A 17336-nucleotide genomic window follows, 5' to 3' on the forward strand; every position below is an offset into this window, starting at 1 on the left:
TTATTCTTTTGTAGCTTCGGGCTTTTTGCCTTTTATTTCAAGGCTTATCGGCTTTAAAAACGCTCTGACACCCAGATGGCGAATTTGGAACCGGATTTGATGGCTTTACTCAGGATACTGTAACCCGGCGCGTCTTCTGCGCCATGTTGATACCCGATGTCGCGGTGTTCCAGTTCTTCTTCGCGGAACTTGGCGAAGGTTTCGCGCAATTCCGGTTCTGTCTCACCCAATTCTTCGATCTGATCGGCATAGTGACCATCAATGGTTTCTTCCACCGCAACCGTGCAGGCCATGGCCGCTTTTTCCCCCAGCAGGGCTGTACCTGCGCCAAGGGCAAAACCAGCGGCATGCCAGATAGGCGTGAAAAAGGTTGGGCGCACGCGTCGTTTAGCTGCCATCTTGTTGAAGGTATCCAGATGGACTTCTTCCTGTTCCAGCATATGGGCGAGCAGTTCTTTCTTATCACTTTTACCAAGGACCGCCATCTGACCTTTGTAAATGCGCACAGCCCCATATTCGCCCGCCTGATCCACGCGGATCATACGTTCTACCATCTGGTCGTGATTTAGATCACCGGGCATGCGCCCTTTTGCTGTGCTCATGATATGCTCTTATTCGAAAGATTATGTGTTGGCTTTTAGTTTACGGATGATTGACAGGCTCGTAAAGCTACTTGCGGCTAAAAACAGGCTGCCGATGGTGTTGTAAACCGTGATGGAAATCCCCAGCATGACCCAGTCCTTGGTATCACAGGCCTTGACCGGTTCGGCCATGATGGAGGCTTTGAGGTCTTCAAAGCTCATATTCATGGACTGAGCACCACTGCAGGCGGCCTGCCAATAACCTTCTTCCACACCGAAGTGATAAAAGGCGATTGATCCGCCGATCATAAAGGAAATGCCACAGCCAGCAAGGGCGGCTTGCTGTGTAAAGCTGCCGGGTTTGCCGATAATGGCGAAAAGGGCAAACAGGCCAGAGGCCACATAGGGGATGCGCTGATACAGGCACAGAACGCAAGGCTCAATGCCGACGACGTACTGTACGAAATAGGCCGTGCTCAGGCCTCCAAGACAGACCAAAAAGATAAACAGGCCGGGCAGTTTTGGGTTCTGGGAGATACGTTCAATCAGATAGGTCATGATTTAATGCCATAATTTCAAAAGGGCGAACCCGCCAACTAGCAGAACAACAAAAGCAAGGCTGAGTTTACCCAGATGCTGTTCTATAAAGATTTTGATGGGTGCACCGAACTTCCACAAAAGCGCGGCGATCAGGAAAAAGCGCGCCCCGCGCCCCACAAGCGATGTCAGGGCAAAAGATGTCAAATCCATTTGGGTCACCCCACTTGCGATGGTGAAAAGCTTGTAAGGGATGGGAGAGAAGCCAGCGGAGAAGACGATCAGGACGCCATGTTCGTTATAAAGTTCTTTCACCGCCTCAAACTTGGCTGCGGCATGATAGAATTCCAGCACGGGCTGAGCCACGGTTTCAAACAGGCCATAACCAATCCCGTATCCTGCAATCCCGCCAAGCACCGAAGAAATGGTGCAAAGGGTTGCAATTTTCCAGGCCTGATCACGCGCTGCCAAAATCATCGGGATCATCACAATGTCTGGCGGGATCGGGAAGAAAGAGCTTTCGGCAAAGGAAACCACACAGAGAATCAAAATGGCATATTGGTGGGCTGCCAAATTCATGGTCCAGTCATAGCATCGTTGAAGCACGTTTTTTGATCCTGTGTTGATGATTGAATTCAGCGCTGTTTACCAGTCGTCTGGCTGCTTCGCAACGTGTTATGGACGAAGAAGATGAAGAAATTATGTCAAAGCTGCCCCCCATTGCAGATATGGGTGAAAAAAACACTTGCGCCGTAATGTGTGACGAACTAAAAGAAGGCAACCGAACCAGTGAATAGCTGCTATGGCGGCGTGATGGAATTGGTAGACGTGAGGGATTCAAAATCCCTTGTCCTTACGGACGTGCCGGTTCGACTCCGGCCGCCGCTACCATTTTAGCTTGTTCACTTGGTTCGGTTTTTTATTGCTTATATATGTTCTGTTTTTGTTCTTGATTTTTCCGTGTATTTCAGCTATATAAGAAAATAGTCAACAGCAGAAGTGTGCCCGGATGGTGCCTTCTGCTGTTTTCGTTTCTGAAAGCCGCTCTTCCCAAATCGGGAAGGGCGGCTTTTTTGTTTTTAATCTCAGAATCAAAAGGATGACGCAGATGTCACTTTTCCCAGATTTTTCAAATATGTTTCGTGTTGGTAAAACCATCAGTCAGGATGCGAACGCAGACCCAAATGATGTGCTGAACACCAAAAATGCTCTCGCCCAGACCGGGGATTATCAGGTGCCGGATTTCGGCATCACCGATGTACCTGACATGGGAATGATTGATGGCCTTAAAAGTTTCCAGCAGAAGAATGGCCTGAAAGTTGACGGTGTGATGAAACCTGGTGGGCCTACGGAAAGCAAGATGGCAGATGTGCTCGCCACCCAAGGGGGGGATGGCGTTGATCCACAGTCTCCGAAGAAACCCATAAACCCAAAACCGGGTAAAATTGATCCGTTGACAGGTTTGCCCGAAGTAAAAATGCCGAAACCCAAAACACCCGGCAAGGGCCTGTGGGAACCAGTTGGGCAGGCCCCCAAACCCGTGACAACACCCTGGTTTCAATCCCCCAAGGTCCAGCCATTGCCGGATGAAGATCATTCTGCTAACACCCGCGCGCTGGACGGCATGCTGCAATATACCAAAAACGGCTCTCTACCTGCCCTTTTTGCGGACAGTTTGAAAACGGGGGATGAAAAAGCCGTCAATGAATTTGCCAATTTCATGCAGCAACTGAACGCCCGCAAACCCGAGCGTGCAGCAGCGTTTGAACAGGAGGTCATGAGTAAATTACCCGAACAGGGGAAGCAGTCTATTCAGGCATATGCTCAACAACAAGACGGAGATGTGTCTCAAGCGTCGGATGATGATTATCAGGATTCCGAAAAATGTATGGAATTGAAATCTCAGTATGATGAAGATATTCAAAGATCGAATGATGCGTGGAATGATTACTTGGACAAACAGGATGAGCTTGATGGCGTCAGTCAGGATGCCAAGGATGCATTGGATAATCTAAGAGATATCTTGACTGAAGTTCTTTTTGGTATCGTTCTTAGAGGTGTACGAAAAGGAAATGTTCGTGGCGCAATTGATCAGGCAAAAAAGCCTGTAAATTGGCTGGATGTATTTGACAATGCCTGGACGCTTTATGAAGCAAAAGGAAAGGAAGAGGAACTGCAAAAAGAAGCCAAGAAATATAAGGAAGATAGTGAATTCTGGAAAAAAGAAAGTGAAAAAACTCTTTTAATTGCAGGTAAAAATTATCATTGCAAAATTCACAGCTGGAAAAAGAGTTAATTCTCTTCGTTGCAGTTCATCAAATTCGGCATGAATCTTTCGTCAAAGGGAACTGTTATCTGAAGATAGCTACCGGCGTTTTCATATGCTTTTTTTAGTTGATTGGAAACGTCGGCGCCGCTTCTTTGTGCCATCAAGAGCCAACCGTATGCTTCACGATTACTGTGAGCTAAGTCAGGATCGTTTGAACTAAATACTTCTCCCAGTTTGATCATGGAGGGAACATGCCCGCATTCTGCGAGGTTGATTAAGCTGAATTGTCCTTCGCCTTTTCTGTTATTGCCAAAGGTTCCTTTGATAAGCTCATTACTGTGAAAATAAGCGATATTCTTGTCCTGCTTACTTAAAGAAATTAGGTGACGATCTGCTGCAAACAGGCTTTGTTTGATTTGTCTGCCGTCAATATATTTTACACCATTTCCTGTGAGGAGGGATTTAGCAAGAAGGTAATGTTTTTCTCTGTTTGTTAAAATTTCTTCATACCAATGAATGCCGTGTTTTAATAACGGTGTTATTTGTCTGTCTCTTAGGTGTCTATGAGTTCGTATGGCAGGGTTCATATCATTTTGAGTTATGGCATTAACTAAAAAATATCGAAAAAACTCATTGGTTAACTCCTCTGAATGTGTTGCTCCGTGTCCAAGTGAATGTTTCCAGGCAACGATTGCATAATAATAAGGTCCGCCCATATCCGCAGCACGTTTAAAATGCTCATACGCTTTGGCAGGGTCATATGGCACGCAGATTTCACGATCATACATTTCACCAAGCACGACACGCGCAGCATATTCATCTTCCGGGTCTTTAAGTGCTTTTTGTAATCGCGCGTTCAAGGACGTGCAGTCACCATGAATACCTTTATCAAAATCTCTATGGAAGTGACTGGAGTTCCCCGCGAGCAATTCCTTTGCTGGAAGTTTGGGCAGAGGTTTGGAAACATCAATAGCCTGCGCGTTCTCTGAGGAGATGCCCCAGAGCATTAGAAAGGCCAGTAAGCTGATTAGCGGGTGCTTAAACTCAAACATTGCAATTTCATCCAATATAACAATTCAAACCATATTGCCCTATGAACGGGTTAGAGGGAATATTTGTTGTGGATAGAATTGCCAAAGATTTATTCAGCAGGCCAGGGCACTGAGTCTGTGCAGTTATCAACCAGATAGACGTTGTTGCGGGTGTCGTTGTTGATGAAGACCTGGTTGGTGGCGGATTGTTTCAGGAATTCTTTGTCGCATTGTGCGCTTTGTCCGGTGCCGACGACCAGTTGTTTGCCGGGGATGATCATGCAGCTGTGGGCGCGGTCCAGGTTGCTCCATTCCGGGCAGATGTCGTTTTCGACCTGATACTCACGTTTGCTGTCCCCCGGTGCGTTGAAGGACCACCAGCTGCCTTTTGCACTCCAGGACTTGCTGCTATCCCAGACGCGATAGACTTTGACGGCTTCAACAGCTTCATAAACCTGGCCTTGACAGAGTTTGCCTTTGCCTTTTTCGCCTAAAGCATTGTCCAGTAACTCTTTATTCTGAGCTACCATCAGTCCGGCGGGGATCGGCCCGATCTGTCCGATGCAGTCAGGATTTGCTGTAGAATGGAGGGGGTGGGTGGTTTGCGTTGGGGCGCAGGCCGTTAGAAAACCGACAAATAAGGTTAATGTGGTCAGTTTTTTGAAATTTTTGAACATGATCTGCACCCAGATAAGAAATAATTGATCCAAATTTAACAATCAATACTAGACATAGTTATCAAGTATTCAAGCTTTTATATGTAGTCCGTATATAAGGCCTATCTGAATGGTTGAAATTGCCTATACGTTGGTCTAATAGTAAGATTGAGAAACTTGTGGTAAGATACTGAAAATAGAGAATATTTGTAATATAGTTGCGCACGCAACCAACTTTTTTTACAAATATGTTGCGCGAACCTATGAGTTTGGTTACAAAAATACTCAAAGAAAAACAGCTACCTAATATAGCAACAGAGAGAAGCGTCTTAAGGAGAACACGATGGACCCCCAAATGGTTTGGGACATGATGGACGAGAGCGAAGAGGACAAACACACTGCCCTTTGCCAGTCGATTGAACCAGAAGACGAAAAGAACAGTTACAAAGAAGAAAACACGTCCAAGGTTGCCCGAGGTTGGATGGGCTTCCCTGTCTATGGGTTGAATCGCTAATCCACCTCTACCTTCTTCATTTAGATACAAAAAACCCCGCTTGATGTCTTTGCGGGGTTTTGTGTTTTCAGGGGTCTGAAACTTAGCGCTTTGTGATCACATCTTTGATGATATCCAGGACAATCTGGGTTCCTGTTTCGACTAACAGAACATCATTATCGACGATAACACGTTCTGTCCCTGGTGCAGGTGGCGGCAGGCGACGTGTCACTTCCTGAGGGAGATCACGTTTTGCCAGTCCGGGCGGCAGTGTGTCACGTTTGGCAAGGCCCTTGGGGAGCTGATCTTTTTTAGCCAGTCCAGGCGGCATTCCTTTATTCTTTCCTTTTCCTTTGGAATTACCTTTTCCTTTCCCTTTGTTCTTGTGTTTTTTACCGCCGTTGTCGTCGTCATCGTCTTCCATTTCTTCATCTTTTGATCGTGCAGCGGGTTTGACGCCTGCACGGTCCATGACTTCGCGGATGACACGTTTTTCCATTTCGCTGAAGATAATCTGACCGACTTCCTTGACGGTCTCGCGAGGGCTTTGGGCCTGAACCTGAAAAGACAGGCCAACGAAAAATAAAATGAGAATTAGAATGCGCATTGTCGTCCTTTCCGATATTTTCCTGCAAGTGTGACAGGAACTTCCTCACCTGTCCAATTATAGGAGCCACTTATGCAACCTTCTTCCTGGGTGACACGTTTTTCCAATCTGATTGATGGGGGCAGCTCTGTGCTGGACCTGGCCTGTGGGGGCGGACGGCACGGGCGTCTGTTTCTGGACAAAGGCTGTGACGTCTGGTTTGTGGATCAGAATATGGGAAAGCTCGCTGATCTTGAAGGCCACGCGAAAGCAAGGCTGGTACTGAAAAACCTGGAAGAAGAAGGCGCAGACTGGTCTTTTGAGGATAATGCCTTTGATGTCATTGTGGTGACCAATTACCTTTATCGCCCGCACTTGGCCGATATGCTCAAGAGCCTGAAACCCGATGGTGTGTTTATTTATGAAACATTCGGGGCGGGCAATGAACAGTTTGGTCGCCCGCGTCGTGCCGATTTTTTGCTTCAGCCGGGCGAGTTGCTTTCTGTCGTGCAGAACCGTTTAAGCGTGGTGGCTTATGAACATGGGATCGATGGGGAAAAGGTCGTTCAGCGGATTTGCGCCGTCAAAGAAGGCGACAAGACAGCCCCTTATGGATTGAACGTATAATCCTTGTCGTGGGTCAGCGAAGGCACTTTGGAATGGGCGCTTTCCACTTCGGCTAAATCCAGATCAACAATCAGGGTGCAGGGTTCATCCCCGCCTTCTGACAAGACCTCACCCCAAGGGGCAATGATCAGCGAATGGCCGTAGGTTTCCCGCTCGCCTTTGTGGGTGCCGCATTGACCTGGCGCAATCACAAAACAGCCGTTTTCAATGGCACGTGCCCGCAGCAGGACTTTCCAGTGCGCACGACCCGTCGGACGGGTAAAGGCAGCCGGAACCGTCAGAATTTTTGCACCGGCCTGACCATAGGCGCGATAAAGATGGGGGAAGCGCACATCGTAACAGATGCTCATGCCCAGCGGACCCCACGGGGTTTGCACCAGCACGGCTTCGTTGCCGCCATCGAACGTGTTGGATTCCCGGTAGCTTTCACCATTTTCCAGATCCACATCAAACAGGTGAATCTTGTCATATTGACCAACGATTTCACCTTTGTCGTTCAAAAGGATTGAACGGTTGGCAACTTTGCCGCTTTCTTGTCTAACCGCGAGGGAGCCGAGCAGGAGCCAGACTGAGAGTTCATTTGCCAGTTCCTGAAAGGCTTTCAATGCCGGATGTTCATCTTGCGGGAAGGATTTCGCAATGACGTTTTCGCCGCCAAATTCCATCATGGAGACATTTTCAGGTGTGCAGATTAGTTCCGCCCCCTGATCAGCGGCTTCGCGGATCATTTTGGAAGCGGTCTGGATGTTCTCATCCATATCGGCAGAGGCGTTTACCTGAATGACGGCAGCTTTAACAACAGACATGCAAAAGGTCCTTTATGCAGCGAGTTTTTCGTCCAACTTACCTGCACGTTCTAACGCATAGAGTTCATCACATCCACCGATATGTTCGCCATTGATGAAAATCTGTGGCACGGTATAGCCGCCATTGGCACGTTCCGTCATTTCGCGACGGGCTTCCGGGTGTTTGTTGACGTCAATTTCTTTAAAGCCTGCACCTTTATCTTGCAGCAACATTTTTGCGCGCATGCAGTAGCCGCAGAATTGTGACGTGTAAATTTCTATATTTGCCATGGGGGTGGCCTTTTCCTTTAATATATTCGCATCAGTTAAGTTTGATATAGCACGGTTTGAGCTAATTTCCAGTTCAACTTATTGTGTTTGAGTGTGAGCTACACGCGCCAGGGTTATAATATGAACTTCTTTTGCACCTGCATCCAGTAAAATATCTGTGCAGTTTAGTAGTGTCGCCCCCGTGGTCATAACGTCATCGATCAAAAGAACGGACTGACCTGTGATCTGTTTTGTGCAGGCAAAGGCTCCTTTCAGGTTCTTCTGGCGCGCCATGCGGCTGAGGTGGCCTTGGGGTGGGGTGTGGCGAATGCGCTTCAGAAGTCGTTGATCACACGGAAGGTTCGTTTGTTTGGCAATTTCCCGGGCAAGCAATCCGGCCTGATTGTATTTGCGCTTGATTAACCTGCGCCAATGAAGGGGAACCGGGGTAATCACGTCACAAGTCTTGATCAAATCAGGGGCTGCACGCACCATCCATCCGGCCAAAGCAGGGGCGAGATCACAGCGATCACCATGTTTAAAAGACAGGATCATCTTCTTTGAAAATTCATCATAGGGAAAGACCGTGCGTGCCTGTTTAAACGGCGGGGCGCAGCGTGCGCAATCCAAACACAGAGAAGTGTCCGGGACCTCATATTCAAAGGGCAGGCCGCAGCAGGAACAATAAGGCGCGGTGACAAAAGTTGCGTCTTCCCAACAATCGGCACAAAGGGTTTTATGACTACTGACGGGTTTGGCGCATGCAATGCAGCGTGGCGGCAGGAAAAGGTCTAAAACTTGGGCGAAGGGAGTCATTTGGGTTGGACCTCTTTAGGGAAACTGCTATGTGTTCCCTTTCGCTTATGAACGGCCCTGAGGAAGTTTTTATGTCCGATATCGAAATCATGAATGTGTTTGACCGTCAGATGGTGCGCGAACACCGCGACCGGGCCGCAAAAACCTGGGCAGATTTCGATTTTCTTCATAAAGAGGTGGCTGAACGAATTTGTGACCGACTGGACGACGTGGTGCGCGATTTCCCCCTGGCGCTCGATATCGGCTGCCATGGCGGAGACATCGCGGAAGTCATCGGCAAGCGCGGCAAGGTGGAAACCCTGATCCAGTGCGATCTGTCTGAAGGCATGGCCCGCCGTGCAGACGCCCAGAAGGCGACAACATTGGTCGCCGATGAAGAATTCCTGCCCTTTGGTCATGAAAAATTTGATCTGATCATCAGTAACCTCAGCCTCCATTGGGTGAACGATCTACCCGGTGCTTTGTTGCAGATCAACCGCGCGCTGAAACCGGACGGGCTGTTTATCGGCACCATGTTCGGGATCGAAACCCTGCGTGAGTTGCGTCAATGTTTAAGTGATGCGGAACTGGCCGTTGATGGCGGCATGAGCCCGCGCATTTCCCCTTTTGCGGACGTTCGTGATGCGGGCATGTTGTTGCAGCGCGCGGGCTTTAACCTGCCTGTGGTGGATGCTGATGGCATCGAAGTGCGTTATGAAAACCCCATGAAACTGATGAAAGACCTGAAGGGCATGGGGGAGAACAACAAGGTACTGGAACGTCGTAAAAACTTCACCAAGCGTGAATTGATCATGCAGGCGATGCAGCGTTATATGGAAGAATTCGCAGGCGACGATGGCCGTGTGCCTGCCACTTTCCAGGTCATGTATCTGACCGCTTGGAAGCCAGACCCATCCCAGCAAAAACCGATGAAGCCGGGAACGGCGGATAAGAAACTTGCCGAAGCACTGGGTGTGCCGGAACATATTTTACAGGGTAAAGATAAGCCATGAAATTTGAAACAGACCTGATCAAAGGCAAACTGATCAAACGCTACAAACGCTTTTTGGCGGATGTGGAATTGGAAAATGGCGAGGTGGTGACCGCCCATTGCGCCAATTCAGGCTCCATGCTGTCGGTGAAGGAAGCGGGTTCTATTGTCTGGCTGTCACCCAGCAACAACCCGAAGCGCAAACTGAAATTTACCTGGGAACTGATTGAGATCGACGGCTATAACGTCGGTATCAACACAGGCCATCCCAACAAGATCGTGGAAGAAGCCATTCTGGCTGGTCAGATCAAGGAACTGACAGGCTATGCAAATCTGCGTCGTGAAGTGAAGTACGGCCAAAATTCCCGCATTGATGTTTTGCTGGAAGATGATGACAAACCCAAATGCTACGTGGAAGTTAAAAACGTCACGCTTCGTCGTGGGGATAACGCAGACTTTCCTGATGCGGTAACCTCACGCGGGGCAAAACATTTGCGTGAACTGGGCGATATGGTGGAAGAAGGTCATCGCGCCGTCATGTTTTATCTGGTGCAGCGCGCCGACTGTAAAGTCATGGATATCGCACGCGACATTGACCCGACCTATGATGAAGAACTGAAGACGGCCCTGAAGCGCGGCGTTGAGGTGATTTGTTATCAATGTGACGTGGGCACCGATGAGATTAAGGTAACAACCCCGGTTAACGTTGCTTTTCTCTAAAAATTAGACTAAGTAAATTGCTCAAGTAATTTAATTATCAAGATATAAGGAAAAAACATTGGCCCGCGGACCGATCAAAATTCACACAGCCGAAGATTTCGAAGGAATGCGCAAGTCAGGTAAACTGGCAGCGCAGACACTGGATTTCATCACACCATACGTAAAACCGGGGGTAACCACGGGCGAACTGGATAAGCTGTGTCATGAATTTATCGTTGACCATGGGGCAATTTGTGCACCGCTGAATTATCGCGGTTTTCCGAAATCTATCTGTACCTCTATCAACCATGTGGTCTGTCACGGCATTCCCGGTGATAAAAAACTGACCGAAGGCGACATTGTGAATATCGATGTCACCACCATTCTGGATGGCTGGTATGGCGATACATCGCGCATGTTCCCGGTGGGGAAAACCAAGGTGAAAGCTAACAAATTGGTGGATGTCACCTATGAATGTTTGATGCTGGGGATTCAGGAAGTTAAACCTGGTGTGCCGCTTAACCGCATCGGTCATGCCATCCAGACTTATGCAGAAAGCTTCCGTTATTCTGTTGTGCGTGATTTCTGTGGTCATGGTCTGGGCCGTGTCTTCCATGATGCGCCGAACGTGCTGCATTATGCCGATGGTAAAAAGGACGAAGGTCCGATCCTGCAGGAAGGCATGTTCTTCACCATCGAGCCGATGATCAATGCGGGCAAGGTGGATATTAAAATCCTGTCTGATGGCTGGACGGCGGTAACGCGTGACCGTTCCCTTTCTGCCCAGTTTGAGCATTCCATTGGCGTCACCAAAGACGGCTGTGAGATTTTCACTCTGTCTGAAAAAGGCTGGGACAAGCCGCCTTATCAATAATTTTAGATTGATTCACACTCTTCAGTTCATTACTTCTACTATTATGACTTAGGCCCATGATATGAAGTAATAAATGAATCAAGCTTTTCATGATATGCCTGATACGCAAAAAACGATCGTGCGTATCCTTGTGCTTGCCGCGCTTTATTATGTCAGTGGTAAAGTTGGTCTCAGACTGTCGCTTGCCCATGCCAATGTGACACTCATCTGGCCACCAACGGGGTTTGCGCTGGCCTTTATGATGTTGTTTGGCTATCGCATGTGGGTGGGCGCGGCAATCGGGGCTTTTCTGGTCAATATTACAACGGATATCAGCTTTGGCGCGGTGTTTGGTATTACGCTTGGCAATACGGCCATGGCTCTGTGTGGGACTTATTTGTTGCGTCAGAACAATTTTAAGGCTGACTTCAGCCGGATGCAGGATATTCCGGCCTTTCTCTTTCTGGGCGCGTTCTGCAGCAGTTTGGTCAGTGCCTCGGTTGGGTCCAGCAGCCTTCTGATCAGCGGAGCCATCCCGTCGTCCATCTTCAGCACGGTTCTGACGGATTGGTGGCTGGGCGATGCCATGGGGGTGATGATTGTTGCGCCATTCACCATGATCTTGCTCTATACTCCGCTAAACCAGCCCTGGGCTTTACAGAAAGAAATGGTAAATTCCCTACAGGGGGGCTTGCTTGCTGTGTTAAGCGGCCTGTTGATTTTTTCTGGCTGGGCCGAGATCAAAGGCATACTGAACCTCTTACTGCTGGTCCCGTTGCCGATCATTATCTGGTGTGCCTATCGTTATGGCGTGACGGGTGTTGCTACAGGGGTCATCGGACTGTCCAGTGTGGCGCTGGTCGGAACTTCCAATGGGTATGGCCCTTTTGCTGGCGAGGATGTGCATTTCGCCTTTGTTTTGTTTTTTGCCTATATCGTTGTGCATTCCATCATCGGCTTGTTGATGGCCTCTGCGTTGCGCGAACGAGCAAGATCACAGCAACGGATCGAAGAACTGGAAGCCAAATTTGACCATTTGACCCGCAGTGTCCCGGATATTGTGGTGGTGTTGAACGAACATGAAAATTGTGTTTATGCCTTTTCCGGTCAGGAAGAACATATCCGGCATCTGACAAACAAGCCGCTGGACGAAATTCTCGATCTGGATTTGAATCAGAATGTTTATCGCGCCATTCAGGCTGCCAGGACCTCCAGGACGGTTCAGCTGTGTGAGGTGATTTTGAAATGGAAAGATCGGCAATTGCTCTACAGTTTGCGTATTGCGCCTGCTGAAGATCATATTGGTCATGAACGACTGGCGCTTTACTTCAGGCTGAAACAGGACTGAAAAAAATCTCACACCCATTCATAGGGAGGATGTGAACTCCTGATGAAAGAGGTTAAGGTGAGCGAGAAACCCCATTATATCGGGCATCGACAACGGCTTAGGGAACGTTTTTTAAAATCCGGTTCCAAGGCGTTGCATGATTATGAACTGATCGAACTTTTGCTGTTTGGTGCCAAGCCCCGCGGTGATGTGAAGCCGCTGGCAAAAAGGTTGATTGAAACTTATGGCAGTTTCGCTGATGTGGTCAGTGCGGATCCGATAACATTGGGGTTGGAAGAAGGGCTGGGCGAGGCAGCGGTCTGTGCCTTAAAAGCAGCCGAAGCGTCTGCCCACAAATTACTGCAGGAACAGGTGATGAATAAACCAGTGCTGTCGTCCTGGCAGATGCTGCTGGATTACTGTCGGGCAAGCATGGCGTTCCACGGGGTGGAACAGTTTCGGGTGCTTTACCTGAACCGAAAAAACGTACTGATCGCAGATGAACTGCAGGGGCGCGGTACCATTGATCACACGCCCGTTTATCCGCGCGAGGTCATCAAACGTGCGTTGGACCTGGAAGCAAGCGCCCTGATCATGGTGCATAATCACCCCAGCGGCGATACGACCCCTTCGCGCGGCGACATCGATATGACAAAATGTATTCGTGATATTGCCAAACCCCTGAGTATTGAACTGCATGACCACGTCATTGTGGGGAGAAAGGGCTATTACAGTTTTAAGAGCACGGGGTTGATTTAAAATCACACCCCATTGCCGCGCGGGTGCTCGACGTTTTTAGTCAAACGTCTGAAAGCTTGACGCTTTTTGGTTATCTGCGCCTTAACCTTGCAAGAACGGATTGCTGCGACGCTCATCGCCAATGGTGGATAGCTGTCCATGACCCGGGATAAAGACCACATCATCGCCTAGCGGGAAGAGTTTGGTCTTGATTGCATTGATCAGATCCTCATGATTTCCTTTGGGGAAGTCGGTGCGGCCAATGGAGCCCTGAAACAGCACGTCACCCACAATGGCAACACGGGTTTCTTTATCAAAAAAGACCACATGACCCGGTGTGTGGCCCGGACAGTGCAGAACTTCCAGCGTCACATTGCCAAAGCTGACGGTGTCGCCATCGTTCAGCCATTCGGTCGGTGTGAAGCTTTCAGACGGAGGGAAGCCAAACTGTTGGGCCTGATCGGCGAGACCGTCAATCCAGAAATCATCGCCTTTGTGTGGGCCAATGATGGGCAGGTCTTTTTTAACGGCAATTTCAGCGACTGCACCTACATGATCCAGATGGCCATGGGTGCAGAGGATTTTTTCCAGCGTGATGCCTTCTTTTTCCACCGTCTGCATCAGGATGTCCATGTCCCCGCCCGGATCGACCAGGCAACCCTTCATTGTGTCTTCGCACCAGATCAAAGAACAATTCTGCTGAAAGGAGGTAACAGGGATAATCGTGGCTTTCATGGGTCGTTTCCATCTTAGATTTATAGAATTTGCGCGCGAGTATGGTGGGCCACTTGATGGAAGTCAATGTCCGCATTTTAGACTTACTCTAATTTACAGCTTCCCCCCAGTTCAAGTGAAGAAAAGTACGACTATAAATGACCCAAGTTTTTCTAGAGATCGGTGAACCGGTCCGCGAACCCAAAGGCCCTGCGCTTCTTTCTGCAGGACATCGTCCCTTCTTTTTATGTGCAGCCCTTTCAGCTGTGTTTTTGCTGGCACTATGGCTGTTTGCCCTGATGGGGGATTTGACCCTGTCGTCTACCTGGCATGCCCATGAAATGCTTTATGGATTTGCAGGTGCTGCCATTGCTGGATTTTTGATGGCAGCGGTGCCCAAATGGACCAATGGCCGCAGCCCCACAGGCCTGCCCCTTGCCATGATCACCATGATCTGGGTCCTGGGCCGCATTGGCGTTTTTGCAGGTGATGTCTATGAAGAACTCTATATGCTGGCCTATGCCGACCTTCTGTTTATGCCGATTATTGCCTATGTGGTGGCACGCATGATCATGGGGGCGAAAAATGCCCGCAACTATGTGGTCCTGGCGATCCTAGGCGGGATTATCATCAGCAATATCGCCTATCATTTCTTCGATCCGGCCAATGCTCTGCGTGCGGGCGTCTTTATGGTGGCCACACTGGCAGCGCTTATTGGCGGGCGCGTGATCCCGGCCTTTACCCAAAATGCCCTGCGTATCCATACGGGCGATCAGCGCATCATCTGTTCCACCCCGGCCTGGACCCACAAGGCCACATTGGTCTTGATGTTCCTGTTGGCAGGCACGCAATTGTTTGGTGCCCCGGTGATGGTGACAGGTGCGATCTCGGCTGTTCTGGCAGCGGTCCTGTTTTTCCGCATGCTGAAGTGGCGATCGCTCAATACGCTGTTTGATCCCATCGTGTGGATTTTGCATGCAGCCTATGTCTGGCTGCCAATCGGTTTTACCCTGAAGGCCCTGTCGGATCTGACCGGATTGGTGGAAACCAATGCCGCCCTTCATGCGCTCACATCCGGTGGGATCGGTTTGTTGATTTTGGCCGTGGCATCACGTGCCGCGCTTGGTCATTCCGGTCGTCCGTTGAAAGTATCTGTTGCGACCGTGGCGTCATATCTTCTGGTGATCGCAGCGACCATCCTGCGCGTGCTGGCCTTCAGCCCGGAATGGGTGACACTGTCCGGCATGATGTGGGTGGCGGGCTTTGGTCTCTTTGCCATTGTCTATACACCGATCCTGATCAAGCCACGCATCGATGGCTTGCCGGGCTAAGTAGTTCTTGCGATTGCAGGAGTTTGGCTTACAGGTCATAGTCGTTCGAAGATGAGTTTCGGAGAATGAGTATGACCCATAGCCCTGCTGCCATGGTTGTTCGGGTATTTGTCCCCTTTGCCTTTGGCTATTTCCTGTCTTACCTGTTTCGGGTGGTCAATGCGGTTATTGCGCCTGACCTGGTGGCCGATCTGGGGTTGGGACCGGATGTGCTGGGCCTGTTGACGGCGTCCTATTTCCTGAGCTTTGCCGCCTTTCAAATTCCGCTTGGAGTCTTGCTGGATAAATATGGCCCCCGTCTGGTGGAAGCGGGCCTACTGATCTTTGCTGCGGCGGGTGCCGCCCTTTTTGCCGTGGCTGAAGACAGTCTGACCCTGATTGCCGGGCGCGCGCTTATCGGTTTTGGGGTGTCGGCCTGTCTGATGGCCTCTTTCAAAGCCTTCACGGTTTTTTATGAGCCGGGCAAACTGCCGCTGGTCAACGGGTTCATCATGGCCGCAGGGGGCATGGGGGCCTTGGCGGGCACCGCACCAACCGAACTGGTGGTGCAGGAAATCGGTTGGCGTGGCGGCTTCTGGGCCTTGGCCGGGCTGACCATTGTCTGTGCGGTTCTGGTCTATCTTCTGGTGCCACCCACAAAACGCCCGGGCCATAAAACCACCCTTGCAGAACAAATGGCCGGGGTGAAAGAGGTGTTTGTCAGCTCCTTTTTCTGGCGCGTGGCCCCGATCACAATGGCAAGTCAGGCAACCTTGATTTCAATCCAGAGCCTGTGGGTCGGCCCCTGGCATCGCGATATCGCCGGGCTGGAACGAGGGGATGTTGCAGGTGAATTGTCCTGGATTGCTGGGGCCATGGTGGCCGGATTTCTCGGGCTTGGGGCATTGAGCGAACGGTTGGGGCGCTATGGGTTCAAGACGGTCTATGTTGCAGGTACGGGGATGTTTGTCTTCCTGTTGGCCCAGATCGGGATTATCATGGAATGGGCGGTTGATCTGCCCTTCCTCTGGATCGCCTTTGGCTTTTTTGGCACCACCGGGATTTTACAATATGCCGTCCTGTCGCAACATTTCCCTAAGGAACTGGCCGGACGGGTCAATACGGCGATCAACCTGATGGTTTTCATCACCATCTTTGTCCTGCAAAGCTTGAGCGGTAGAATCATCAATATGTGGGAGGTAACCGCGGCAGGCGGCTATGACCCCGAAGCCTACAAAGCCGCCTTCGGCTTCTTCCTCACCTTGCAGGTTGTGACCTTTATCTGGTTTGTGTGGCCGAGGAAGAAGGTGGAATAGGAGCTTTGTTCTTTATTCGTTCTAGATTTTTTAGCATTTTGTGTTATATAGCTTAAAGTCAACAGGAGAAGTGCGACCACCCGGTCCCTTCTCCTGTTGGCGTTTATATTGAACCAAAGCGGTTGCTTCCTGTGCGGGGAGCAGCCGCTTTTTTTATGGAGAAAGTAAAATGATTGACTATTTGGCATTGAAACAACCCATTGGCCCATCTTACAACACGGACCCTGATGATGTGACGCAAACTAAAACCGCATTGGCATCATCTGGTCACTATCAAGTGCCTGAGCATGGAATCTCACCCTACCCAGATACACCATTGATGGATGGTATTAAGTCTTTTCAGAAAGAAAATAATTTACGCATTGACGGAGTAATGAAGCCCGGTGGAGAAACCGAGAAAACCATTAATAAGCAAGCTGCAACTGTTAAAGGTGACTGGGAAGGGCGCCGATTTACGGATGGCTGTATTCCTAAAAGTGGCTGGAAAACTTTGGGAAGAGGTAAGGCCTGGAATCCAGACGATCGACAAGTTTATCGTTGCATGACCACTAAGGGCTGGGAGAAATTTGTATATGGGCCAAGACGTTGGATTGGTATGAGTCGCTTTGGTAATTACTAGTCTTTAATTAAAAAGGGGGCGTGTATGCGTTCCCATTTATTTTATCTCTATGACCCGTCCTGAAATAAGTTGACAGATTGGAGACTTATTATGGGAAACAAAGAAAACAAGCGGGTTAAGCGCACACAGCGTGATTATC

At 49.5% G+C, this 17336-nt stretch carries 22 protein-coding genes and 1 tRNA gene; 13 read left to right on the forward strand and 10 right to left on the reverse strand.

Annotated features, from left to right (window positions below; all coding sequences use genetic code 11):
- Window positions 1–53: 53 nt before the first annotated feature.
- From RYZ26_RS10670 to RYZ26_RS10680, 3 genes are read right to left on the reverse strand one after another with little or no spacing between them, the layout of a single operon-like run.
- Window positions 54–602 carry a demethoxyubiquinone hydroxylase family protein gene (locus tag RYZ26_RS10670; RefSeq protein WP_317683191.1) on the reverse strand — a complete coding sequence of 183 codons (549 nt, stop codon included), beginning with the start codon at window positions 600–602 and terminating at the stop codon, window positions 54–56.
- A gap of 21 nt (window positions 603–623) precedes the next feature.
- On the reverse strand, window positions 624–1139 hold the full coding sequence (locus tag RYZ26_RS10675) for a disulfide bond formation protein B (protein WP_317683192.1): 516 nt from the start codon (window positions 1137–1139) through the stop codon (window positions 624–626).
- Between the two features lie 3 nt (window positions 1140–1142).
- A complete protein-coding gene (locus RYZ26_RS10680) occupies window positions 1143–1724 on the reverse strand; it encodes a YqaA family protein (RefSeq protein ID WP_317683193.1) in 582 nt (193 codons plus the stop codon).
- 23 nt (window positions 1725–1747) lie between these two features.
- On the opposite strand from RYZ26_RS10680, the gene RYZ26_RS10685 reads away from it, so the two are divergent.
- From RYZ26_RS10685 to RYZ26_RS10695, 3 genes are all read left to right on the forward strand, one after another.
- Window positions 1748–1915 carry a hypothetical protein gene (locus RYZ26_RS10685; RefSeq protein ID WP_317683194.1) on the forward strand — a complete coding sequence of 56 codons (168 nt, stop codon included), beginning with the start codon at window positions 1748–1750 and terminating at the stop codon, window positions 1913–1915.
- A 7-nt stretch (window positions 1916–1922) separates the two neighbouring features.
- A tRNA-Leu gene (locus RYZ26_RS10690) sits at window positions 1923–2009 on the forward strand.
- Window positions 2010–2226: 217 nt separating this feature from the next.
- The gene (locus tag RYZ26_RS10695) at window positions 2227–3414 is read left to right on the forward strand and encodes a hypothetical protein (RefSeq protein ID WP_317683195.1); all 1188 of its coding nucleotides are present in this window, start codon (window positions 2227–2229) and stop codon (window positions 3412–3414) included.
- Here the strand turns inward: RYZ26_RS10695 and RYZ26_RS10700 are convergent.
- On the reverse strand, window positions 3411–4439 hold the full coding sequence (locus RYZ26_RS10700; RefSeq protein WP_317683196.1) for an SEL1-like repeat protein: 1029 nt from the start codon (window positions 4437–4439) through the stop codon (window positions 3411–3413). The two genes, RYZ26_RS10695 and RYZ26_RS10700, sit on opposite strands and share 4 nt — an antisense overlap.
- An 89-nt stretch (window positions 4440–4528) precedes the next feature.
- Entirely contained in the window at window positions 4529–5095 is a 567-nt protein-coding gene (locus tag RYZ26_RS10705; protein WP_317683197.1) for a hypothetical protein, read from the reverse strand.
- A gap of 322 nt (window positions 5096–5417) precedes the next feature.
- On the opposite strand from RYZ26_RS10705, the gene RYZ26_RS10710 reads away from it, so the two are divergent.
- Window positions 5418–5588 (forward strand): hypothetical protein, encoded by a 171-nt coding sequence (locus tag RYZ26_RS10710; RefSeq protein WP_317683198.1) that lies wholly within the window; start codon window positions 5418–5420, stop codon window positions 5586–5588.
- 82 nt (window positions 5589–5670) lie between these two features.
- On the opposite strand, the gene RYZ26_RS10715 is transcribed toward RYZ26_RS10710, so the two are convergent.
- Window positions 5671–6174, reverse strand: coding sequence for a hypothetical protein (locus tag RYZ26_RS10715; RefSeq protein ID WP_317683199.1), 504 nt, complete (start codon window positions 6172–6174; stop codon window positions 5671–5673).
- A 72-nt stretch (window positions 6175–6246) separates the two neighbouring features.
- Here RYZ26_RS10715 and RYZ26_RS10720 point away from each other — a divergent pair, with 72 nt between their 5' ends.
- Entirely contained in the window at window positions 6247–6780 is a 534-nt protein-coding gene (locus RYZ26_RS10720; protein WP_317683200.1) for a class I SAM-dependent methyltransferase, read from the forward strand.
- Here RYZ26_RS10720 and RYZ26_RS10725 read toward each other — a convergent pair.
- From RYZ26_RS10725 to RYZ26_RS10735, 3 genes are all read right to left on the reverse strand, one after another.
- Window positions 6762–7586 carry a carbon-nitrogen hydrolase family protein gene (locus RYZ26_RS10725; RefSeq protein ID WP_317683201.1) on the reverse strand — a complete coding sequence of 275 codons (825 nt, stop codon included), beginning with the start codon at window positions 7584–7586 and terminating at the stop codon, window positions 6762–6764. The two genes, RYZ26_RS10720 and RYZ26_RS10725, sit on opposite strands and share 19 nt — an antisense overlap.
- A 12-nt stretch (window positions 7587–7598) precedes the next feature.
- Window positions 7599–7856: a glutaredoxin 3 gene (gene grxC, locus RYZ26_RS10730; RefSeq protein WP_317683202.1), complete on the reverse strand. Its 258-nt coding sequence runs from the start codon at window positions 7854–7856 to the stop codon at window positions 7599–7601.
- A 78-nt stretch (window positions 7857–7934) separates the two neighbouring features.
- Complete coding sequence (locus RYZ26_RS10735; protein WP_317683203.1) at window positions 7935–8651, reverse strand: ComF family protein; 717 nt, start codon at window positions 8649–8651, stop codon at window positions 7935–7937.
- A 71-nt stretch (window positions 8652–8722) separates the two neighbouring features.
- Here RYZ26_RS10735 and RYZ26_RS10740 point away from each other — a divergent pair, with 71 nt between their 5' ends.
- The 5 genes from RYZ26_RS10740 (at window position 8723) to radC (ending at window position 13259) form a co-directional block, all read left to right on the forward strand.
- The gene (locus RYZ26_RS10740; RefSeq protein ID WP_317683204.1) at window positions 8723–9643 is read left to right on the forward strand and encodes a methyltransferase domain-containing protein; all 921 of its coding nucleotides are present in this window, start codon (window positions 8723–8725) and stop codon (window positions 9641–9643) included.
- Window positions 9640–10341, forward strand: a complete 702-nt coding sequence (gene sfsA / locus RYZ26_RS10745) for a DNA/RNA nuclease SfsA (protein WP_317683205.1) — start codon at window positions 9640–9642, stop codon at window positions 10339–10341. Before RYZ26_RS10740 ends, sfsA begins: the two co-directional genes overlap by 4 nt.
- A 58-nt stretch (window positions 10342–10399) precedes the next feature.
- Window positions 10400–11194 (forward strand): type I methionyl aminopeptidase, encoded by a 795-nt coding sequence (map, locus tag RYZ26_RS10750; protein WP_317683206.1) that lies wholly within the window; start codon window positions 10400–10402, stop codon window positions 11192–11194.
- A gap of 73 nt (window positions 11195–11267) precedes the next feature.
- Window positions 11268–12521 carry an MASE1 domain-containing protein gene (locus RYZ26_RS10755; RefSeq protein ID WP_317683207.1) on the forward strand — a complete coding sequence of 418 codons (1254 nt, stop codon included), beginning with the start codon at window positions 11268–11270 and terminating at the stop codon, window positions 12519–12521.
- Between the two features lie 42 nt (window positions 12522–12563).
- The gene (gene radC / locus RYZ26_RS10760) at window positions 12564–13259 is read left to right on the forward strand and encodes a RadC family protein (RefSeq protein ID WP_411576863.1); all 696 of its coding nucleotides are present in this window, start codon (window positions 12564–12566) and stop codon (window positions 13257–13259) included.
- Between the two features lie 81 nt (window positions 13260–13340).
- Here the strand turns inward: radC and RYZ26_RS10765 are convergent, their stop codons facing one another.
- The gene (locus RYZ26_RS10765; protein WP_317683209.1) at window positions 13341–13973 is read right to left on the reverse strand and encodes an MBL fold metallo-hydrolase; all 633 of its coding nucleotides are present in this window, start codon (window positions 13971–13973) and stop codon (window positions 13341–13343) included.
- A 137-nt stretch (window positions 13974–14110) separates the two neighbouring features.
- On the opposite strand from RYZ26_RS10765, the gene RYZ26_RS10770 reads away from it, so the two are divergent.
- The 3 genes from RYZ26_RS10770 to RYZ26_RS10780 all read left to right on the forward strand — a co-directional run bounded on the left by RYZ26_RS10770 (window position 14111) and on the right by RYZ26_RS10780 (window position 17197).
- On the forward strand, window positions 14111–15283 hold the full coding sequence (locus RYZ26_RS10770; RefSeq protein WP_317683210.1) for an NnrS family protein: 1173 nt from the start codon (window positions 14111–14113) through the stop codon (window positions 15281–15283).
- Between the two features lie 71 nt (window positions 15284–15354).
- Window positions 15355–16578, forward strand: a complete 1224-nt coding sequence (locus RYZ26_RS10775; protein ID WP_317683211.1) for an MFS transporter — start codon at window positions 15355–15357, stop codon at window positions 16576–16578.
- A 169-nt stretch (window positions 16579–16747) separates the two neighbouring features.
- Complete coding sequence (locus RYZ26_RS10780; RefSeq protein WP_317683212.1) at window positions 16748–17197, forward strand: hypothetical protein; 450 nt, start codon at window positions 16748–16750, stop codon at window positions 17195–17197.
- Window positions 17198–17336 lie beyond the last annotated feature (139 nt).

This window comes from Terasakiella sediminum (assembly GCF_033100395.1).
Taxonomy (GTDB): domain Bacteria; phylum Pseudomonadota; class Alphaproteobacteria; order Rhodospirillales; family Terasakiellaceae; genus Terasakiella.